The organism is Paraburkholderia sp. BCC1886 (assembly GCF_900996245.1).
Lineage (GTDB): Bacteria > Pseudomonadota > Gammaproteobacteria > Burkholderiales > Burkholderiaceae > Paraburkholderia.
This window is the reverse complement of the sequence record NZ_CAAJGK010000052.1, coordinates 529,187-548,196: the sequence shown is the minus strand read 5'-3', so window position 1 is coordinate 548,196 and position 19,010 is coordinate 529,187. Positions and strand designations below refer to the sequence as shown.

Annotated in this window: 16 protein-coding genes and 1 pseudogene; 4 read left to right on the top strand and 13 right to left on the bottom strand. The window is 65.9% G+C overall.

What is annotated here, in order from left to right; genetic code table 11:
• Positions 1-23 precede the first annotated feature (23 nt).
• The 4 genes and pseudogenes from flgA to FQ746_RS20555 all read left to right on the top strand — a co-directional run.
• Positions 24-1,610: a flagellar basal body P-ring formation chaperone FlgA gene (gene flgA / locus FQ746_RS20570; RefSeq protein ID WP_144111466.1), complete on the top strand. Its 1,587-nt coding sequence runs from the start codon at positions 24-26 to the stop codon at positions 1,608-1,610.
• Positions 1,611-1,811: 201 nt separating this feature from the next.
• Complete coding sequence (gene flgM, locus FQ746_RS20565; RefSeq protein WP_144111465.1) at positions 1,812-2,183, top strand: flagellar biosynthesis anti-sigma factor FlgM; 372 nt, start codon at positions 1,812-1,814, stop codon at positions 2,181-2,183.
• Positions 2,184-2,277: 94 nt separating this feature from the next.
• Entirely contained in the window at positions 2,278-2,724 is a 447-nt protein-coding gene (locus FQ746_RS20560; protein WP_144111464.1) for a flagella synthesis protein FlgN, read from the top strand.
• 142 nt (positions 2,725-2,866) lie between these two features.
• Positions 2,867-3,139 (top strand): annotated as a pseudogene (locus FQ746_RS20555) (type II toxin-antitoxin system HicB family antitoxin); the annotation flags it as partial.
• 73 nt (positions 3,140-3,212) lie between these two features.
• On the opposite strand, the gene FQ746_RS20550 reads toward FQ746_RS20555, so the two are convergent.
• The 13 genes from FQ746_RS20550 to FQ746_RS20490 form a co-directional block, all read right to left on the bottom strand.
• Complete coding sequence (locus FQ746_RS20550) at positions 3,213-3,947, bottom strand: RNA polymerase sigma factor FliA (protein ID WP_144111463.1); 735 nt, start codon at positions 3,945-3,947, stop codon at positions 3,213-3,215.
• Positions 3,948-3,974: 27 nt separating this feature from the next.
• Positions 3,975-4,844, bottom strand: a complete 870-nt coding sequence (locus FQ746_RS20545) for a MinD/ParA family protein (protein ID WP_144111462.1) — start codon at positions 4,842-4,844, stop codon at positions 3,975-3,977.
• On the bottom strand, positions 4,837-6,753 hold the full coding sequence (gene flhF / locus FQ746_RS20540; RefSeq protein ID WP_144111461.1) for a flagellar biosynthesis protein FlhF: 1,917 nt from the start codon (positions 6,751-6,753) through the stop codon (positions 4,837-4,839). The genes FQ746_RS20545 and flhF overlap by 8 nt, the downstream gene beginning before the upstream one ends.
• Positions 6,754-7,096: 343 nt before the next feature.
• Entirely contained in the window at positions 7,097-9,199 is a 2,103-nt protein-coding gene (gene flhA / locus FQ746_RS20535) for a flagellar biosynthesis protein FlhA (RefSeq protein WP_144111460.1), read from the bottom strand.
• The gene (gene flhB, locus FQ746_RS20530; RefSeq protein WP_144111459.1) at positions 9,196-10,452 is read right to left on the bottom strand and encodes a flagellar biosynthesis protein FlhB; all 1,257 of its coding nucleotides are present in this window, start codon (positions 10,450-10,452) and stop codon (positions 9,196-9,198) included. The genes flhA and flhB overlap by 4 nt, the downstream gene beginning before the upstream one ends.
• A 218-nt stretch (positions 10,453-10,670) precedes the next feature.
• Complete coding sequence (locus FQ746_RS20525; RefSeq protein ID WP_144111458.1) at positions 10,671-11,993, bottom strand: DUF3443 domain-containing protein; 1,323 nt, start codon at positions 11,991-11,993, stop codon at positions 10,671-10,673.
• 15 nt (positions 11,994-12,008) lie between these two features.
• A complete protein-coding gene (locus tag FQ746_RS20520) occupies positions 12,009-12,572 on the bottom strand; it encodes a DUF2844 domain-containing protein (protein ID WP_144111457.1) in 564 nt (187 codons plus the stop codon).
• A 337-nt stretch (positions 12,573-12,909) separates the two neighbouring features.
• A complete protein-coding gene (gene cheZ, locus FQ746_RS20515) occupies positions 12,910-13,620 on the bottom strand; it encodes a protein phosphatase CheZ (RefSeq protein WP_144111456.1) in 711 nt (236 codons plus the stop codon).
• Between the two features lies 1 nt (position 13,621).
• The gene (gene cheY, locus FQ746_RS20510; RefSeq protein ID WP_144111455.1) at positions 13,622-14,017 is read right to left on the bottom strand and encodes a chemotaxis response regulator CheY; all 396 of its coding nucleotides are present in this window, start codon (positions 14,015-14,017) and stop codon (positions 13,622-13,624) included.
• Positions 14,018-14,081: 64 nt separating this feature from the next.
• The gene (locus FQ746_RS20505; RefSeq protein ID WP_186310781.1) at positions 14,082-15,182 is read right to left on the bottom strand and encodes a chemotaxis response regulator protein-glutamate methylesterase; all 1,101 of its coding nucleotides are present in this window, start codon (positions 15,180-15,182) and stop codon (positions 14,082-14,084) included.
• A 5-nt stretch (positions 15,183-15,187) separates the two neighbouring features.
• On the bottom strand, positions 15,188-15,946 hold the full coding sequence (gene cheD / locus FQ746_RS20500) for a chemoreceptor glutamine deamidase CheD (RefSeq protein WP_144111453.1): 759 nt from the start codon (positions 15,944-15,946) through the stop codon (positions 15,188-15,190).
• A complete protein-coding gene (locus FQ746_RS20495; RefSeq protein WP_144111452.1) occupies positions 15,943-16,899 on the bottom strand; it encodes a CheR family methyltransferase in 957 nt (318 codons plus the stop codon). The genes cheD and FQ746_RS20495 overlap by 4 nt, the downstream gene beginning before the upstream one ends.
• Positions 16,900-17,111: 212 nt before the next feature.
• Positions 17,112-18,998: a methyl-accepting chemotaxis protein gene (locus tag FQ746_RS20490; RefSeq protein WP_144111451.1), complete on the bottom strand. Its 1,887-nt coding sequence runs from the start codon at positions 18,996-18,998 to the stop codon at positions 17,112-17,114.
• Positions 18,999-19,010: the final 12 nt, after the last annotated feature.

Here is a 19,010-nt window from a genome sequence, read left to right as displayed (position 1 = left end):
GACGTATTCGATGGAGAAACCCGATGGACCAGCCCACTTTCGATCCGACGCATCGTGCGAGTCGCGCGGTGGCGTATCGCGTGGGCGTCGTTGCACTCAGGCGTGTTGCTCGCGGCGCCTGTCGTCTTGCGGTGAAGCTGGTCGTCAACGTGACGATCTGGGTGGCCGGCGGCGTCGTGCTGCTGCCGGTGGCGGCGAAGGCGCAGGACGCGGGCGGTCCGATCGTGATCGCCGGTCCCGGAGAAAAGAATCCTGCCGCGCTCGCCGCGCTGGCTGAACAGATGCAGGCCGCGCCGCCGAAACGCGCGGGCTCGCCGGCGACGCTCGCTGCGGCGACGGCGCAGTCGTTGTCGTTGTCGTCGGGTTCGAAGGCACGCGAGGCGGATGCGTTCACGCGCGCGGCGCAAGCCGACGGCGCCATCGTGATCGATGGAACCGGCGCGGAGGCCACGGCCGCGACGCCGCGCATGATCGCCACCACGCTGAAACCGGATGCCAACGGCGTCGTGACTATTCCGGGCCCGGGGGCCGGGGTGAAGGCGGCAGCGGCGAATGGCCTCACGCGGGTCAACTTCGTGCCGGATTCGCGCCAGGTGGTGCCGGTGGTGATCTCGCCCGCGCCGCAACCCGGCGGTACGCGGCCGCGTGCGGGCGTGCAGCCGGTGGCCGTGAATGCGCCGCAGCCGGTCGATGCGACCGGCCTCGCCACGGCGAACGGTTTCGATAGTCTCGCGTCGCGCGGCGAGCCGCCGCAGTTGGGTGCGAACGGTAAGCCTTTGCCTGCACGCGTGGCTGCGACGGTGCCTGTTGCTAATGCGGCGGCGGTAGCTACGGCGTCGCTTCCAGCGGTCGCCACTGCCGCGAACAATAATGCCGCCAGCCTTTCGTCCACCTCGGCCCGCGGCGCCGCCTCGGCGCGCATGCCGGCCTCCCCTGCACTCCAGAACGCGCGCGCCGCCCTGCCTGCCCGCGGCACGCCGCTCGCCGGCCAGCAAGATCCCGAAGCGATCCGGCAGACCGCGCTCGCGTTCCTGCAACAGCAATCCGCCGGCTTGCCCGGCAAGATCGACATCACCATTGCGCCGGCGTTTCCGCGCGGCCTCGCGGCCTGCACGTCGCTCGAGCCGTTCCTGCCGAGCGGCGCGCGTCTGTGGGGCCAGGTGAGCGTCGGCGTGCGCTGCGTCGGCGAACGGCCATGGACGATGTATCTGCAAGCGCGCGTGTCGCTGCATGCGACCTACTATCTGGCCGCCCGCGCGATGTCGCCGGGCGAAGTGCTGGGCGCCGCCGACCTCGTCGCGCGCGAGGGCGATCTGACCTATCTGCCGCAAGCGATCGTCACGGATCCGTCGCAAGTGATCGGTGCCACCACGCTCACGCGGGTCGCCGGCGGCAGCCCGCTGCGGCTCGACATGCTGAAAAGCGCGTCGGCCGTGTCGATCGGCCAGACCGTGCGGGTCGTCGCCGCGGGCGTCGGCTTCGCCATCTCGGCCGAAGGCAGCGCGATGAACAACGCGTCGCCGGGACAATCGGTGCGGGTCAAGACGGCCAACGGCCAGATCGTGTCCGGCATCGTGAAGGACGGCACGACGGTGGAGATTCAGCTGTGAAACCGCTCGCACCGCACGCCACTATGAGTTCGGGCTCGCTGCCCGGGCCGGCGAGCCGGCGCTGCGCGGTCGTGAAGCCGGGTTCGGAACCGGCGCCGCAGCCGGATAGTCTTGAAATGCAAGGGAAAAGCTGGAGCGAATGCGCTAAAGTTTTGATCACTGCCTGCCGTTATCAGGATCAAATCGTTCAGGAAGCCCATCGTGAAAGTCGATTCCACAACCAATTCGAATCTGCCGCCGTTGAAAGACGCCTCGTCCCGCTCGTCCGCCGCCGACGCGACGGCCACGAGCACCAGCGCGCAGACAGCCGGCACGAGCACGGCCAGCACGGCCAGCACGGCCAGCACGTCCAGCACGTCGGGCGACGCCAGCGTCAGCCTGTCGGGTCTGTCGCAGAATCTGCGCAATCTGGCGGCGTCCGGCTCGGCCGACATCGACACGGCGCACGTCGAGGCGATCAAGGCGGCCATCAAGGACGGCTCGCTGAAGATCGACTCCGGCAAAATTGCGGACGGCGTCATCAGCACCGCGCGCGACCTGCTGCAAACCCAAACCCCGTCGACCGGCAACTGATCGACACATCGAAGTACGGTGAATTGCCGGGCGGCATTCGACAAACCCGGCTCGTGAAGTATCGGCGAGCCGCTGCGTTCAGCGAGTTGTTGAGATGAAAGACGCCCTGCTTGCCACCCTCATCGAAGAGTATTCGGCCGTCGAGGCCTTCGCGTCGGTCCTGACGCTCGAAACCAGGGCGCTCATCGCCTTGTCCCCGATGGAGATGTTGCCGCCTATCGTGGAAAAGAAAACCGAGCTGGTCGGCCAGTTGGCGAGGCTCGAAGCGACGCGCGACGGTTTGCTCGTCGAGATGGGCTTGCCGGCCGGCTGGGCCGGCATGGAACGCGCCGCTGCCGCCGATACCCGCCTCGCCACGCAATGGTCGCTGCTGCAGAAGGCGGCCGAAAGGGCGCGCCGCGTCAACACCAGCAATGGCGAACTGATTCGCGTGCGGATGGACTACAACCAGCGGGCACTTACCGCGCTGCAGGTCGCCGTGCCACGCAAGGCTGGCTTCTATGGACCGGACGGACGGATTCCGGCACGAGTCGGGTTGTAAATTCTCTTCTGCGTCGGTGAAACAAGGGCTCGTTCTTTAACGGGCCTTTTTCTTTTGGAGGCCGGCTGCGGGGCGCTTCCGCTAGCGAGGGAGGTGTCGTCGTGTGACCGGTTCGCGGCGTGCGCTACGAACGGCGCCTGAAATGAAAAACCTGATTTTCCCGATCGCGATCGAATCGGGCGACGCACAGCATGCGTTCGGTGTAGTGGTGCCCGACATTGCGGGTTGTCACCCGGCGGGAGAGACGCTCGAAGAAGCGTAGGCGAATGCGAAAGAAGCGATCGAGCAGCATCTCGACGCGCTGCTCGACGAAGGACTGCCGATGCCCGAGCGCCTCACGCTCGGCGAACATCGACGCAATCCGGACTATGCGGCCCTTCCCTTTACCTTTACCTGGGGCTTCGTCAAGGGGCGCCCCGAGTGCGCCCCCGAATGCGCCCCTGCGTGCGCCCCTGCGTGCGCCCCCTAAGTACCAAAGCCAATCCGGCTCAAGTCGCCTCGGCGTTCGCCCAGGCCATCTCGCGCAACCGCGTGCGCAAGCGCGCCACCGCCTGGCTATGCAACTGGCACACGCGCGATTCGCTCACTTCCATCACCGCGCCAATCTCGCGCAGATTCATGCCGCGCTCGTAGTAGAGCGACATCAGGAGCTTCTCGCGATCCGGCAAACGGTCGATGGCTTCGACCAGCGCCGAGCGCAGGCTGTCGTCGAGCAAGGCGGAGAGCGGGTCCGAATGATCGACGCAGTAGCGGTCGAGAAACGGCTCGTCGTCCGCGGAGCGGTCGAAGTCTTCGTAGTAGATCAGCTGGCTGCCATGCAGGTCCTGCAGCATCGACTGGTACTCGTCGAGCGGCATCTTAAGGTGATCGGCAATCTCGGTTTCGCTCGCCGAGCGGCCCAGATTCTGTTCGACCTTGTGCACCGCCGTTTCCACTTCGCGCGAGGTGCGTCGCAGGCTGCGCGGCAACCAGTCGTTGCTGCGCAACTCGTCGAGCATCGCGCCGCGAATCCGCTGGCTCGCATAGGTTTCGAACTGCGCGCCCTGGTCTTCCTTGTAGCGGCTCGCGGCGTCGAGCAGGCCGATCATGCCGGCCTGGATCAGATCGTCGAGATCGACGCTGGCCGGCATTTTCGCCACGAGCTGCAAGCCGAGGCGACGCACCAGCGGTGCGTACTTCGTCAGAACTTCGGCCTGGGAAATCTTCCCCTGAGCGTTATACATCGTGCACCCCTTGTCCTGTGCCGCCCTTCAGGCGTGCTGCGCGGACGGTTGGTCGGCGTGTTGCGCCGCTGTAACTGTCGCGGGCGCCATCCATGGCGTCTGCGACGACATCGCTGGCCGCATCGGCCAGTACTGCAATTCGGCGGCGAGGTGCCGGAAATCGCGCGCAGCCGGTGTCGACGGAAACGCGTCGACGACACAGCGCGACAACTCCTGGGCTCGCGCCATCCGCACATCGGCGGCAATACAACCGGCGTCGGCCAGCGCCACCGTCAGGTAGCGCCCGGCCACGCCGGCCAGATTCGTAAAAGCAGTCTGCGCATCGCTCACGCTCTGCACGAAGTTCACCAGCACGCGGAACTGCGCGATGGCATGCGCGTAATGCAGGCGCTTCATGCACGCGTACGCATCGGTAATCGCCTGAGCCGCCATGCGCGTGACGATCATCACGTCGTGCGCCTGCGTCGCGAGCGGCGACAACTGACCTTGCGAATCCAGTTGCGCGTCGATCAGCACGACGTCCGCGGAACCGTGCAGCACCACGCCGAGTTGCGCGACGCCATGACCTTCGCGACTCGGCCGCGCAGCGTTCAATACCGCGAAACCGAGCGGATGGCGCGCAACCGCGTCGTCGAGCGCCATTTCTCCGCGCACCACGGCGCCGAAGTGACCCGCACCGCGCGCGCCGCCGAGCATCTCGCCGACCGAATTCGCACCGACGCATTCGTCGATGACCAGCACGTCCTTGCCTTGCTGCGCGAGCGCAGCGGCGAGGTTCACCACCGTCGTCGTGCAACCGGCGCTGGCCGATCCGGCCGTCACCGCCATCACGCGCGAACCGCTGCGCGCCAGCAGGCGCCGCAACCCTTCTGCCTGATCGGACATGTGTTTATGCAAAGCGGACCTCGTGCAGTTCGGACGTCGAACGCGCGGACAGCGCGGACAGCAGCGCGGGAATGTCGTCGTCCTGCGGGACGAACGGCGAGTGGTCGCGCGGAATGCAGAACGCGCTCTTGATCAAAAACTTGCGGGTGGCCACGTACAGGTTCTCGGGCACCTTCTGACCGGTCGACACGTAATGCACCGGCAGCTTGTAGCGGATCACCGTATCGAGCACGCCGCCCAGGTTGGTGGCTTCGTCGAGCTTCGTCAGGATGCAGCCGGCCAGCGGCTGTTGATCCGGCGCGCGCTGGTACGCCTGCACGACTTCGTTGAGCGTGTCGCCGTGGCTGGTCGCATTGAGCAGCAGCAGACGCTGCACCGGCTGACCGGCGCGGCACAGCATGGCGATCTGCTCGGAGACGAGCCGGTCGCGCTGGCTCATGCCGATCGTGTCGATCAGCACGATGTGTTTGTTGCGCAACTCGGAGAGCGCGAGTTGCAGATCGGCGCCGTCCTTCACCGCGTGAACCGACACGCCGAGAATCTTGCCGAAAATACGCAGTTGTTCGTGACCGCCGATCCGGTAGCTGTCGGTGGTCAGCAGCGCGACCTTGCTGGCGCCGAAGCGCATCACGCAGCGCGCGGCCAGCTTGGCGGTGGTGGTGGTCTTGCCGACACCGGTCGGGCCCATCAGCGCGAACACGCCGCCGCGCTCCATCAGCGCGTCTTCGTCTTCCATCACCGGCAGGTTCGACTCGAGCACCGAGCGCACCCAGTCCATGCCGCCGTCCATGTCGGCGAGTTCGTCGGGCAGGTTGTCGACCATCATCTGCACGAGCTGCGCGGAAAAGCCGGCGGCGAACAGATGCTTGGTCAGCGCAGCGCGCGTCGGGTTGCGGCGCTGGCGGTCGCTCCACAGCAGACCGGCGAAGTGCTCTTCCATCATCCCGCGCATCGACGAGAGCTCGCTCATCACGGTCTCGTTGACGACCTGCTCCATGCGCGTCCTGATCGCATCGGCGACGGCGGACGAACTGCGGGCGTCGTCGTTCGCCGCATGAGTGGCTTGCGTGGTTTGGGTTGCTTGCGATGCCGGCGTTTTCGGCATTGCGCGACGCGCCGCAATTTGGGCGGCTTCGCGCGCCCAGTCGGGTGTTTCGCCGACGCGTGCAGCAGCAGCCTGAGCCGGCTTCGGGAAGGCCGGCGTCGGCGTCGCGGCACGCGCGGCGGCCTTGACCGGTTCGACCGCGGCGCCGAGGCCCTTGGCCATCGCGGCGGCCGGTGTCATCGCGGACGCTGCGATGGCTTCGGCCGGCTGTTGCTGTTCGGCGGCGATACGGCGGGCGTGATCGATCAACCAGGGATTCGATTCGGCCATCGTGCGCGGCGCCGGCATCTCGGCTGCGGTGGCGGGCGACACACCGACCGCCTTCAGCAGATCGGCGCGCAGGTCTTCGGTCAGACGCGAAGCCGCGGCGCGGGCGCTCGGCTGTTCTGCCGCGACGGAAGTCGCAGGGGCGGTGTCGGTGGAGCGTGAAGTCGTGGACAGGTCACTGGTCGACGCCGAACCGGCGTTGCCATTGCCGCTGTTGCCCATCGTCTCCGCACCCGCTTCGGGGCTCGCGCCGAACACCGACGAGAACACATCGGGCATACCGCTCGCATACGGATTGGCGGCCATCGTCTGCGCACGGGGCGCCGCGAGTGCGGCTTGTGCCGGCGTCGCATTCATCGACATCGCGTGTGCGTTGCGCGGTGCTTTCGGCGCGATGGCGGCGAGGTCGCTGTCGGCCAGTGCGACGATCTCGACGCTGCCGTCGTCCATCGTGCGGCTGGACAGTACGACCGCATCCGCGCCCAACGCTTCGCGTACGAGGCGCAAAGCGTCACGACTGGTTGCACCGACAAATTTACGAATGTTCAAGATGGACCCCGATGAGCTGAACGGACTAACGGATCGGCAACATACCGCTTCCCATTGAGATCATTATTGCGAAACCCGTCGTGTGACGATCGATGGATAAAGACCGTTAAAGCGGGGCAATTCGAACGATGGACCCACGCTGTCATTCAGTCGCGCGGCGGTTTCAAACAGCATGTCGAACCGCATGCGCACCCGGTTCCGGGAGCGGAGCATGAGCGTTCTCGCAAGACCCGGGTGCGAAAAGTTAGATACGGAAATGCAAACCGGCGCTCGATGAGCGCCGGTCCGTAATCGCAAGCAAAAAGCAGAAAGCAGAAGCAGAAAGCAACCGCGTGAAGCTCGCCTAACCGTGCGCGCCGATCAGATTCACGACCTTGATGTTGCGGGTATCGGGCACTTCCGCATACGACAGCACCTTCAGTTGCGGCAAGCTGCGGCGCAGGAAGCGCGCGAGCATCGGCCGCAATGCGTGCTGCACGAGCAGAACCGGCGCGAGTCCGAGGTTTTGCTGACGCATCATGGCCTTCTGCGTTTCGGTCAACAGCGTATTCGCGAGGCCCGGTTCGAGGCCCGGATTGGCGCCGGTCGACAAGGCCTGCGACAACACCCGCTCCAGATTCGAATCGAGGCCCATCACCTGCATGTCGCCGGTGCCCGGAAACCACTGCTGCGTAATCGCGCGGCCCAGTGCAAGACGCACGGCCGCCGTGAGATCGTGCGCGTCGGACACCTTCGGCGCGTGCTCGGCGAGCGCCTCGAGAATCGTGCGCAAGTCGCGGATCGGCACACCCTCTTCCAGCAGGTTCTGCAGCACCTTCTGCAACGTGGTGACCGGCACGACCTTCGGCACGAGATCGTCGACGAGCGACGCCGTGTCTTTCTGCATGCGTTCGAGCAAGGCCTGCACTTCGCGGCGACCGAGCAGTTCGGAGGCATGCGTGACGACGAGGTGATTCAGATGCGTCGCCACCACCGTGCTCGAATCCACCACGGTATAGCCGTACACCTGCGCCTGTTCGCGCAGGTTCGTATCGATCCAGATGGCCGGCAGACCGAAGGCCGGGTCCTGGGTCGGCGTGCCCGGCAACGCGGCCGACACCTGGCCCGGATTGATCGCGAGCCATTGCCCCGGATACGCTTCGCCGACGCCGACTTCGACACCCTTCAACGCGATTCGATAGCCGTTCGGCCGCAATTCGAGGTTGTCGCGAATATGAATGACCGGCGGCAGGAAGCCGATTTCCTGCGCGAACTTCTTGCGGATGCTTTTGATACGCTTGAGCAGTTCGCCGTCCGAGTTCTTGTCGACGAGCGGGATCAGGCGGTAGCCGACTTCGAGGCCGAGCGTGTCGATCATCGTCACGTCGTCCCAGCTGGCTTCGGCGTTTTCGACCGGAGTCGTCGCCGCCGGCGTGATGTCGACCAGCGCCGGGGCGCCCTTGCGGTCTTCGCTGCGCTTGCGCATCGTGCGGCCGAGCTGGATGAGACCGCCGCCCAGAATCAGAAACGCGAAGTGCGGCATGCCGGGGATCAGACCCATCAACACCAGAATGCAACCGGTGATCGCCAGCACGCGCGGATTGGTGAACAACTGACCGGTGAGTTGCGTGCCGATGTCTTCGTTGGTCGCGACGCGCGACACGATCACGCCGGCCGCGGTCGAAATGACCAGCGACGGAATCTGCGCGACGAGGCCGTCGCCGATGGTCAGCAGCGTATAGGTCTTGCCTGCCGACGCGAAGTCCATGCCGTGCTGAACCATCCCGACGATCAGCCCGCCGAGAATGTTGATCACCATGATCAGCAGACCGGCGATCGCATCGCCGCGCACGAACTTGCTGGCGCCGTCCATCGAGCCGTAAAACTCGGCTTCCTGCGAGACTTCCAGACGACGCTTGCGGGCCGCCTCTTCGTTGATGAGACCGGCGTTCAGGTCGGCGTCGATCGCCATCTGCTTGCCGGGCATCGCGTCGAGCGTGAAGCGCGCGGACACTTCCGCGATCCGCCCCGCGCCCTTGGTGATCACCATGAAGTTGATCACCATCAGGATCACGAAGACGACGATCCCGACCGCGAAGTTGCCGCCCACGAGGAAGTGGCCGAACGACTCGATCACCTGGCCGGCGGCATCGGGGCCCGTGTGGCCTTCGAGCAGCACGACCCGGGTCGAGGCGACGTTCAGCGACAGGCGCAGCAACGTGGAGAACAGCAGCACGCTCGGGAACGCGGCGAAGTCGAGCGGCTTCATGGTGTACATGCTGACCAGCAGCACCATCACCGAGAGTGCGATGTTGAAGGTGAACAGCAGGTCCAGCAGGAACGGCGGCAACGGCAGAATCATCATGCCGAGGATCATGCAGATCAGCACCGGCCCGGCGAGGGCGCGCAGATTGGTGCTGCTCAAGGCATCCGGCCGTCGGGACAGGATTCCGGCGCGAGCGTTCATGCGGAGGCTCCTGGGGCGTCGTTAGCGGGGTTGGTGCGGCTGGCCGGGTTAGCCGGGTTAGCAGGGTTGGCGGCCGCGTCGAGCACGTCGGCCGCTTCCTCGGCGGCGTCTTCATCGGACACACCACCCTTGTCGAGATCCGCCGGCACGTCGAATTCGGTCGGGGCGACCGGCGCGACGCCACCTTCGGTGTTGAAGCGCCGCAACTGGTACACCCACGCGAGCACTTCCGCGACCGCGCCATACAGCGGGCCCGGAATCTCGCGATCCAGGTCGACGTTGTGATACAGCGCGCGGGCGAGCGGCGGTGCTTCGAGCAGCGGCACGTTGTTTTCGACGGCCAGTTCGCGAATGCGCGCGGCCACCAGGTTCACGCCCTTGGCGATCACCTTGGGCGCGCGCATCTCGCCGTCGGTGTATTGCAGCGCGACCGCGAAGTGCGTCGGGTTGGTCACGACCACGTCGGCCTTCGGTATCTGGGTCATCATGCGGCGGCGGGCCATCGCGCGCTGCTGCTGGCGAATCCGGCCTTTGACATGCGGATCGCCTTCGCTTTCGCGATGTTCACGCTTCACTTCTTCCTTCGTCATGCGCAGTTTCTTGTGGAACTGCCACAGTTGATACGGCACATCCATCGCGGCCACCACGAACAGCCCGGCTACCGTCATGCCGCAGCAGACTGCGATCAGATGCACGGTGTTGGCGAGCGCCAGTTGCAGCGGTTGCGTCGCGAGCGCGAGAATTTCCTCGCGACGATGCCAGATCGCCGTTCCGCCGATCACGCCCACCACCAGCGTCTTGGCGAGCGACAGGCCAAGCTGGATCGGCCCGTTGATCGAAAAGATCTTGCCGAGTCCCGCGATCGGATTGAGCCGGTCGAATTTGGGTTCGAGGCCCTTGCTGGAGAACATCCACCCGCCCAGCGCCATGGGTGCGAGCAAGGCGGCCGCGCCGGTGAACGCGAGGATCGGCAGCAACGCGGCCAGCCCTTCGCGGCCCGCCGACCCCGCGCCGAGCAGCATGCGGCTGGTCTCGAACACCGTCGCGTGATTGAACGTGAACGCCGTGCGCAGCATGCCCTGCAAATGCTCGCCGATGCTGCCGGACATTCCCCACACGCCGAAAAACCCGGCGCCGAGCAGCGCAAAGGTCGAAAGCTCCCGCGAACGCACGATCTGCCCTTCCTCGCGCGCCTTCTGCAGGCGCCGGGGAGTGGCTGATTCGGTTTTTTCGAGGTCGCTGTCCTCTGCCACGCACGCTCTCCAGTCGGCCGAGGCGAAACGCCTCTTTTCAGTGAGAGCGATTATTCCCGCTCGACGCAAGCAGCGATCGGCGGATAAAGACAGGGAAAGGGGGGTATTTCGACAGATGGTTGGGCCGGCGTCCCTCGCGGAAACCGCAGGGGGCGCCGGCCCGGCTTCTATTCAGGCGGCCGTGATCGCCGCGATAGATGGGAACCCGGCCAGCGGCGTCAGAACGCCACGTAGGGGCTTTGTCCGCCGGACGCCGTCTGATCGATGCCGTAGTACACGTAGCGACCATAGAAGAACGGCAGGCCCAGATCGAAGCTGCTGTTGCCGCCAATCTGCCCGGCCAGGTCGTTGAACGCATAGTTGCTGGTGTTGCCGAACAGCGTAGCCGCGCTGACGATGCCGATGCTGACCGCCGCCTGCGTACCGCTCACGCCGGCGAGAGTCACGGAACGGGTTTGCGCGGACGCCGGGCAATAGAAGCCCGAGTAGGCGCTGCCGCACTGCGCGAGCGTACTGTCGCCGAAGAAGTAGCCGTTCGAGCCGGAGTCGAGGAACGCGACCACCGTCGTGCCGTTGAACACGCTGTTGTTCATATCGCCGTACGAGTCGGTGACGAACTTCTGCGTCGCGGCCATCGTGTTGTTCGACTGCGTGCCGATGCCGAACACCAGGGTGCCGGTGGCCGATGGCGCGCCGCTATCCGCGAGCGGCGGCATCTGCACGATCACGCCGTTGTTGTCCGCCGCGAACTTCGTGACCGGATTGGTTACCTGCTGCTCGACCGGCACCGCCGTGCGGGTGCAGGATGCGCCGCCCGGGCACGAGAAGTAGTTGCTGTAGGCCGCCGCGGTGGTCGGATTCGCGCAGGTCGCGCCGCAATCGACGGGCGCATTGCCGATGCCCAGAATGCCGTTGGCGCCCAGATCGCTAACCGTGTTTTCCGCCGCGCCGGTCCCGCAACCGTTGGCGGGCAAGGAACTGGTCGACACGTCGCCGATGATCTGCAGCGGCGTCGCCGCCGTCGTCGTCTCGCCGCCGATGGTCAGCGTCGCGGTACGCACCGAGCCCCACGTGTAGCCGTCGGCGAACGTCGCGCACTCGGCGAGCTGGCCGCCGCCCGTCGCCGTGCTGGTCGGCAACGCGCCGAGCAGCGACGCGTTCAGGGCCGAACCCACCACCCGCAAGCCGAACGAGCCGGTATCGACCTGGATGTTATTGATGGTCTGGCAATTGGTCGTGGAGCCGGGCGCGCAGATCGTCACGCTCACCGCCGGAATATTCACCACGCCCGCGACGCCCTTGCCGACCGTGATCGCCACCGTGTTGGAAGCCGTCGCGGCGATGGGTTGCTGGGTCGGGCTGGCCGGCAACGACCCGCCGTTCAGCGTGGTGGATGAATTGCCGTTCCCGCTGGTGCTACTCGAACTGCTGCTGTCGCTGCCGCCACCGCCGCCGCATGCGGCGACGACCGACAGCAATGTCACGGCCACGACGGCCTGCACCCAGCCTTGCAGCTTCAAAGCAATTTGCCTGGTTCGCATCTTGTGTCCTCGCCCTTACTGGATGTCCGAACCGCTCACGCCGGCAGGTAATGCCGACGGCAGCCATGCCTGTCCGATGAACGCGCCCATGTGGCCGCCGGAGTGCACCACGAGGCTGCTCTGGTCGACCGTCACGGGACCGTGACCGCCGCCGCGTGCCGCGCGTACGGCCTGGACGCCGCTCACGTATTGCGGAAAGTAGCTGCCGAGCAGGCTGTTCAGATCGGGCATTTGCGGACCGCGCCACGCGATGCCGAACACGGACGCATCCGCGGCAAGGTATTCGCGCACCACGGTGCCGTTGCCGAACGTGGTTTCACGCACGGTGTAGGACGCAGCGGACGAAGCGGTGGCGGACGAAGCGGCGCTGGACGCGGCGCGCATCACGCTTTGAGTCGTCGCAGTAGCCGTGCTGCCGGAGCTGGCGGCAGGCTGCACCGTACGGGAAGAGACCGAAGCATCGGCCGGTGGAACGATTGGCGCGCCGCCCAGGGCGGCATGAGCGGACTGCACGCCCGAAAACGAGCAGGGCAAAGCAAGCGCCGTAACGTACACGGCGCGACAGACACGACTCCACATGACGTGGCTCCTCCCAGACTGCGGCTCGACTCGCCTCTCATACGACCCGGCCGCCTATATGTAAATCTTACGGCACCGCTCGTCCCGACACGGCAGGATGACCGTCCCACCGGGTTTGCCGGCTGCGGCGCCGTTGCGTGAGTCCGTAGTATGCCTGTGGTTTCGGCCGCCAGACAGCCGGGCGCCTGAAAGCGGCCGGCCCTCATTGCGCCTGCTCGCGCCAGGGCGGCTTACCGGGCCTTACCTGGCGCGCGCCTAGGTTGCAAGGCGGGCTGCAACGGGGGCTGCAACGCGGGCTTGCAACGGCGTTATGCAAAACGCCCCGCGCCTGCGCGCGTTAAAAGCCGAGGCTGGCCAGAAGATCGTCCACCTGCGACTGATCCTGCATCACATCGGGCTTGCCTTCCGGATCGATCTGCGGACCGTTCAGCAGATGCTCGGGGCTGCCGGTCGCCGACGGTTCGGCCGCCAGCGCCGCCGCGTTCGCCGCAAACTGCTCGCGCCGCTCGAGCGCGATGTTTTCCACCAGCACGCCGAGCAACTGCTGCTCGATCAGGTAGACGACGTCCGTGATCTTCTTGATGACCTGGCCGGTCAGATCCTGGAAGTCCTGCGCCAGCATGATTTCCATCAGCTGCGTATTGGTCGCGCCGGTCGATTGCGGCACGCTGCGCAAAAACGTGCGCGTGTCGTTCATCAGCGCGCGCACTTCCTCGCGCTCGATCGGCGCCGCGTACCACTGCTCCCAGCGCGCGTCGAGTTCGCCCGCGTCTTTCTGCAGTTGCTCCTGGATCGGCTTGGCGACGTCGATCGCGGACAGCACGCGCTCGGCGGCCTGCTCGGTCATCGTGGCGATGTATTTCAGGCGGTCGCGCGCATCGGGCACGGCTTGCGCCGCACGCTCGACGTGTTTGTCGAGTCCGAGCTCGCGCATCGAATCGCGCAGCGTGCGCGTGAGTTGGCCGATGCGGGCGAGGATGCGGTCGGACGCGTGGTCACCGTTCTCGCTGGCCGCTTCGTCCGCTTGCGAAGGGATCGGCAGGTTCACATCAGCTCCCGGCTTTCGCCATCTTCTCGAGAATCTTGTTGAGCTTCTCGTCGAGCGTCGCGGCCGTGAACGGCTTGACGACGTATCCGCTCGCACCGGCCTGGGCCGCTGCGATGATGTTTTCCTTCTTCGACTCGGCCGTCACCATCAGCACCGGCAAATGCGTGAGCGCCGCGTCGGCGCGGATTTCCTTCAGCATGGCCAGACCGTCGAGGTTCGGCATGTTCCAGTCGGAGATCACGAAGTCGTAGCCGCCGCCGCGCAGACGCGCGAGACCCGCCTGACCGTCTTCCGCTTCGTCGACGTTCGAGTAGCCGAGTTCTTTCAGCAGGTTGCGGACGATCCGGCGCATCGTCGGAAAATCGTCAACTACCAGAATCTTCATTCCCTTATCCATTTCCATTCCTTTGCTTGATTCATGGTGCGGCGTATGACCGTCCGCGTGAATGACCCGGCGCGCATCATACGCGTTGAACGCGTTCGCCCATCGACGACAATCGCGCCATCACGCGCCGGCTCATGTCCGGCAACGCTGCGATTTCGTCCGCCGCGCCCAGCGCAATCGCTTCGCGCGGCATGCCAAAAACGATACAGCTCGCTTCGTCCTGCGCGAAGGTGTACGCCCCCGCCCGCTTCATATCCAGCAGCCCTGCCGCGCCGTCGCGCCCCATGCCCGTGAGGATCACGCCGACCGCGTTCTTGCCCGCGTGTTGCGCGGCTGAACGGAACAGCACGTCCACCGACGGCCGGTGCCGGTTCACCGGCGGCTCGTCGGACAGGTGCGCGATATAGTTCGCGCCGCTGCGGGCCAGCAGCAGATGCGCGTGACCGGGCGCGATATACGCATGTCCCGGCAGCACGCGTTCGCCGTGCTCTGCCTCTTTAACGGTAATCCGGCACAAACCATTGAGGCGTTGCGCGAAAGATTTCGTGAAACCCGGCGGCATGTGCTGTGCGATCAGCACGGCGGGCGCATCCGGCGGCAGCGGCACCAGCACTTCGCGGATCGCTTCGGTGCCTCCGGTCGATGCGCCGACGATGATCAGCTTCTCCGTACTCAGCAACGGATTGTTGAAGAGCGGCGCGGCGGCCGCGACACCGGCGCTACCCGCGTGCGCGGCGTGCGTGCTCGCGTGCTGCACCGGCGCGCTCTGTCGCACGCGCGCGCGCGCCGCAGCACGCACCTTGTCGGCGAGCTTTTCGGCGTAATCGAGCATGCCGTCGCGAATCCCGACCTTCGGCTTGGTGACGAAATCGACCGCGCCGAGTTCGAGCGCGCGCAACGTGATTTCATTGCCGCGCTCGGTCAGCGACGACACCATCACCACTGGCATCGGCCGCAAACGCATCAGCTTTTCGAGGAAGTCGAGGCCGTCCATGCGCGGCATTTCGACGTCGAGCGTGAGCACGTCGGGATTGTGCTGCTTGATGAGTTCGCGCGCGACCAGCGGGTCGGGCGCGGTCGCCACGACCGTCATGTCCGGCTGACTGTTGATGATCTCGGTCATCAGGCTGCGGATCAGCGCCGAGTCGTCGACGCACACCACTTTGATCTTTTGCACAGCGCTCACGCCTCCTCTGTGGTTCTGGCGTTGTTGGAATTGATGGGGCGCGGGCCTGCGCCGAACAGCTCGATTCTCGGTCTGGCGGGTGCGGCCGGCGCCGCGGAAAACAGCTCGACCTTGGGACGCGCGGCGGCCGGCGCCGAGAACAGTTCGACGCGCTGACGCGCAGCCGCGAGCCGCTCGGCACGCGCCTCGGCGCTCTGGCGCACCAGCGCCTGTTCGCGCTCGGCCACGCCGGCTTCCTGTTGCAGACGCAACTTCTTCACCATCACCTGTCCCGTGCGCGGCATGAACGCGACCTTGCGCGGATGCGCGCCTTGCAGGTCTTCCGCGACGATGCGGATTTTTTCGAGCGCCAGATAGCGGCGCACGAATTCCGAGTTGCGGTCGCCGATGTTGATGGTCGTCATGCCGGCCAGCACCGCGCCGCCGCCGAACACCTTGGCTTCGAAACGCTCGCGCCGCCCGCCCGCCTTGATCAGTTCGTTGATCAGCACTTCCATCGCATACGCGCCGTAGCGCATCGAGTCCGACGCCGGTTGCCCGACATCCGCGCCGTCGTCGGGCAGCATGAAGTGATTCATTCCGCCGATGCCCGCGGTGCGGTCCTGAATGCAGGCGGCCACGCACGAGCCGAGCACGGTGACGAGCACCATGTCTTCGTGAGTCGTATAGAACTCGTTCGGCAACAGCTTCACGCCGGGGCGCTGAAAGTGGTTGTCGTAATACAGGTTGGTCGCGATCGGCAGGCGGCTGCTCATGCGGTCACCCCGCTATTCGTTGGGCGCGTCGAGCTAGTCGCGCTAGTCGCGCTCGTCGCGCGGCTCGGTGCGCGCACGCCGGTCGCGTCGCGCGCGAGTTCGTAGACGGTCTGGCCACGCAGCCGGAACGCCTGCGTGACATAGGTGAAGTTTTCCGAGTGACCCGCGAACAGCAGACCGCCGCTTTTCATCAGCGGCTCGAAGCGGGTCAGCACCTGACCCTGCGTCGGCTTGTCGAAATAGATCATCACGTTGCGGCAGAAGATCGCGTCGAACTGAGTGCGCAACTGGTAATCGCGGTCGGTGAGATTGAGCTGTTCGAAGCGCACCAGCGCCCGCACTTCGGGGCGCACCTTGACCATGCCGGCATGCGCGCCGGTACCCTTCAGGAAGAAGCGCCGCAGCCGCTCGGGCGACAGATGCTTGACCTGATCGAACTGGTACATGCCGGCCGCCGCTTTGGCCAGCACCTGCGTGTCGATGTCGGTGGCGAGCACGCTCGCCTGGCGCGCGCCGCTTTCGCCGAGCGCTTCGATCAGCGTCATCGCGATCGAATACGGTTCTTCGCCGGTAGACGCCGCCGAGCACCACACCGAGACCGGCTGGGCGCGAGAGCCGACGAAATCGGCGAGGATCGGAAAGTGATGCGCTTCGCGAAAGAACGCCGTCAGATTGGTCGTGAGCGCGTTCGTGAACGCTTCCCACTCGGCGGGATCGTTCTCCGCCTCGAGCAGATCGAGATACTGGCGGAAGGTGTCGAGTCCGCGCGTGCGCAGCCGCCGCGCGAGCCGGCTATACGCCATGTCGCGCTTGTGATCCGACAGCGAAATGCCCGCGCTGCGGTGGATCAGCTCGCGAATGCGGGCGAAGTCCGCTGCGGTGAATTCGAAGTCCCGTCCCGACTCGCCGGATCTGGCCGGTTCAGGCCGCTGGGTTGCGCGCGTTGCCATCATGAGAGTTCCTGCCTGCAATACGAGCCATCGCGCTTTCGCCTCGCAGCGAAAGGGATTGTGTTCGCGGGGTCGCGCCCGCCCGCGAAGTGCTGCCAATGACGTGGCTGCAACATGCAGTCGGCCCGCGACACACCGTCAAGGCGTGCTTCGATGATTCGCCCGTCGAGGAGCGAGATGTCGAATGACCGCATGTTTTCCTGCCGTTTCCTTGCTTAAAACGTTTCCCAGTCGCCATCCGCGCTCGCCGTGGCCGCGCTGGCGGCCGGGCGTGCTGCGGAATCGGCGGCCGTGCGGGTCGTGGCCGTGGACGGCTTCGAGGCCGGCTTCGATGCTGGCTTCGATGCCGGCTTGAGGGCCGCATTGAGGGCCGGCTCGACACGCGCGGCGGCGTCGCCCGATAGAGCCGTGGCTGCGGCAAGACGATGCGCCGCTGCGGTCGCGGACTGACTTACGGTTTGCGACGCGGCGCTCGTCCTGGCTTTCGTCATCGCCGCGCTGCGTGTTGCGCTCGAGTGCCCCGTTGCCGACACCGCGCGCGGCTCGTCGCCCGCCACGGTCCACGCACTCACCACCGCTTGCAACTGGCGCGTCTGGTCTTCGAGCGAGGCGGCCGCGGCCGCGGCCTGTTCGACCAGCGCCGCGTTCTGCTGCGTCACTTCGTCCATCTGCACGACCGCGCGATTCACCTGTTCGATGCCGCCCGACTGCTCTTCCGAGGCCGCGCTGATCTCACCCATGATGTCCGTCACGCGCCGCACGGCCTGGACGATTTCCTCCATCGTCGCGCCGGCGCGGCCGACCAGGGTCGAGCCGCTTTGCACCTTGTCCACCGAGTCGCCGATCAGTTCCTTGATTTCCTTCGCGGCGCTGGCGCTGCGCTGTGCGAGGCTGCGCACTTCACCCGCGACCACCGCGAAACCGCGGCCCTGTTCGCCGGCGCGTGCTGCTTCCACCGCGGCGTTCAACGCCAGAATGTTGGTCTGAAAGGCAATCCCTTCGATCACGCCGATGATGTCGACCACCTTGTTCGAACTCGTCGCGATGTCCTGCATGGTCGTGACAACCTGGCTGACCACGTCGCCGCCGCGCGTCGCGATATCGGACGCGTTGACGGCCAGCTGGCTCGCCTGGCGCGCGTTTTCCGCGTTCTGGCGCACCGTGCCGGTCAACTGTTCCATGCTCGACGCGGTTTCCTGCAGCGAAGCGGCCTGTTGCTCGGTGCGCTGCGACAGGTCGGTGTTGCCCATCGCGATTTCGCGCGCGCCGGTGTCGATCGACTCGGCGCTGTCGTGCACCGCTTTGACCATCGTCCCCATGCTGGCCTGCATCTGCTTGATGCCGGCGAACAGGCGGCCCATTTCGTTGCGGCTGAACACCTCGATGGATTCGGACAGGTCGCCCGCGGCAATCCGTTCGAAGCAGGCGGTTGCGTCGGCGAGCGGCTTCACGATCAGGCCGCGCAGCGCGAAGCGCAGGCCCACCACCAGCACCAGGGCGAACACGGTGAGGCCGAGAATCAGCGTGGTCATCAGCGAGATGGTCGACTGCGCGCTGGCCTGCTGCGTGACGGCCTGCTGCTGCAGGCTCGCGATCACGGCCGACGCGGCGCCGTCGTAAGCGACGAACCACGGGCTGATTTTCAGATCGGCAATCGCGTGATAGCCCGGCAGATCGTTCGCGCGCAACGCGGCGAATTCCGGGTCGAGGCCGTCGCGCGTCAGGGTCGTGCGACGGCTGACCAGTTCATCCAGTTGCGCCTGATCGACGCCCTGCTTGGGCGCGTCGAGATATTGCTGCCAGCTCTGATTGCCCTTGCCGTACAACTCCTGCGCACGATCCAGGGCTTTCTTCGCTTCGTCCTGGTTGCCCGCTGCACTCAATGCGTTGAAGCGATCCAGCGACAAACGCGAGCGCAACAGATACGCGGACGCTTCGTCGAGTGCGTGGATCGACGCGAGATCGCCGCGCGCAATGCGCTCGAGCGACCCGCTCGCGCCGTTCAGCGCGCTCAGTCCCAGCACGCCGACCACGACCGTGAGCGCCACCAGAAGAATCCCCACCAGCGTAAGCGACGTGCGAATCGACCACCTGCTCAACATCTCGATGCTCCC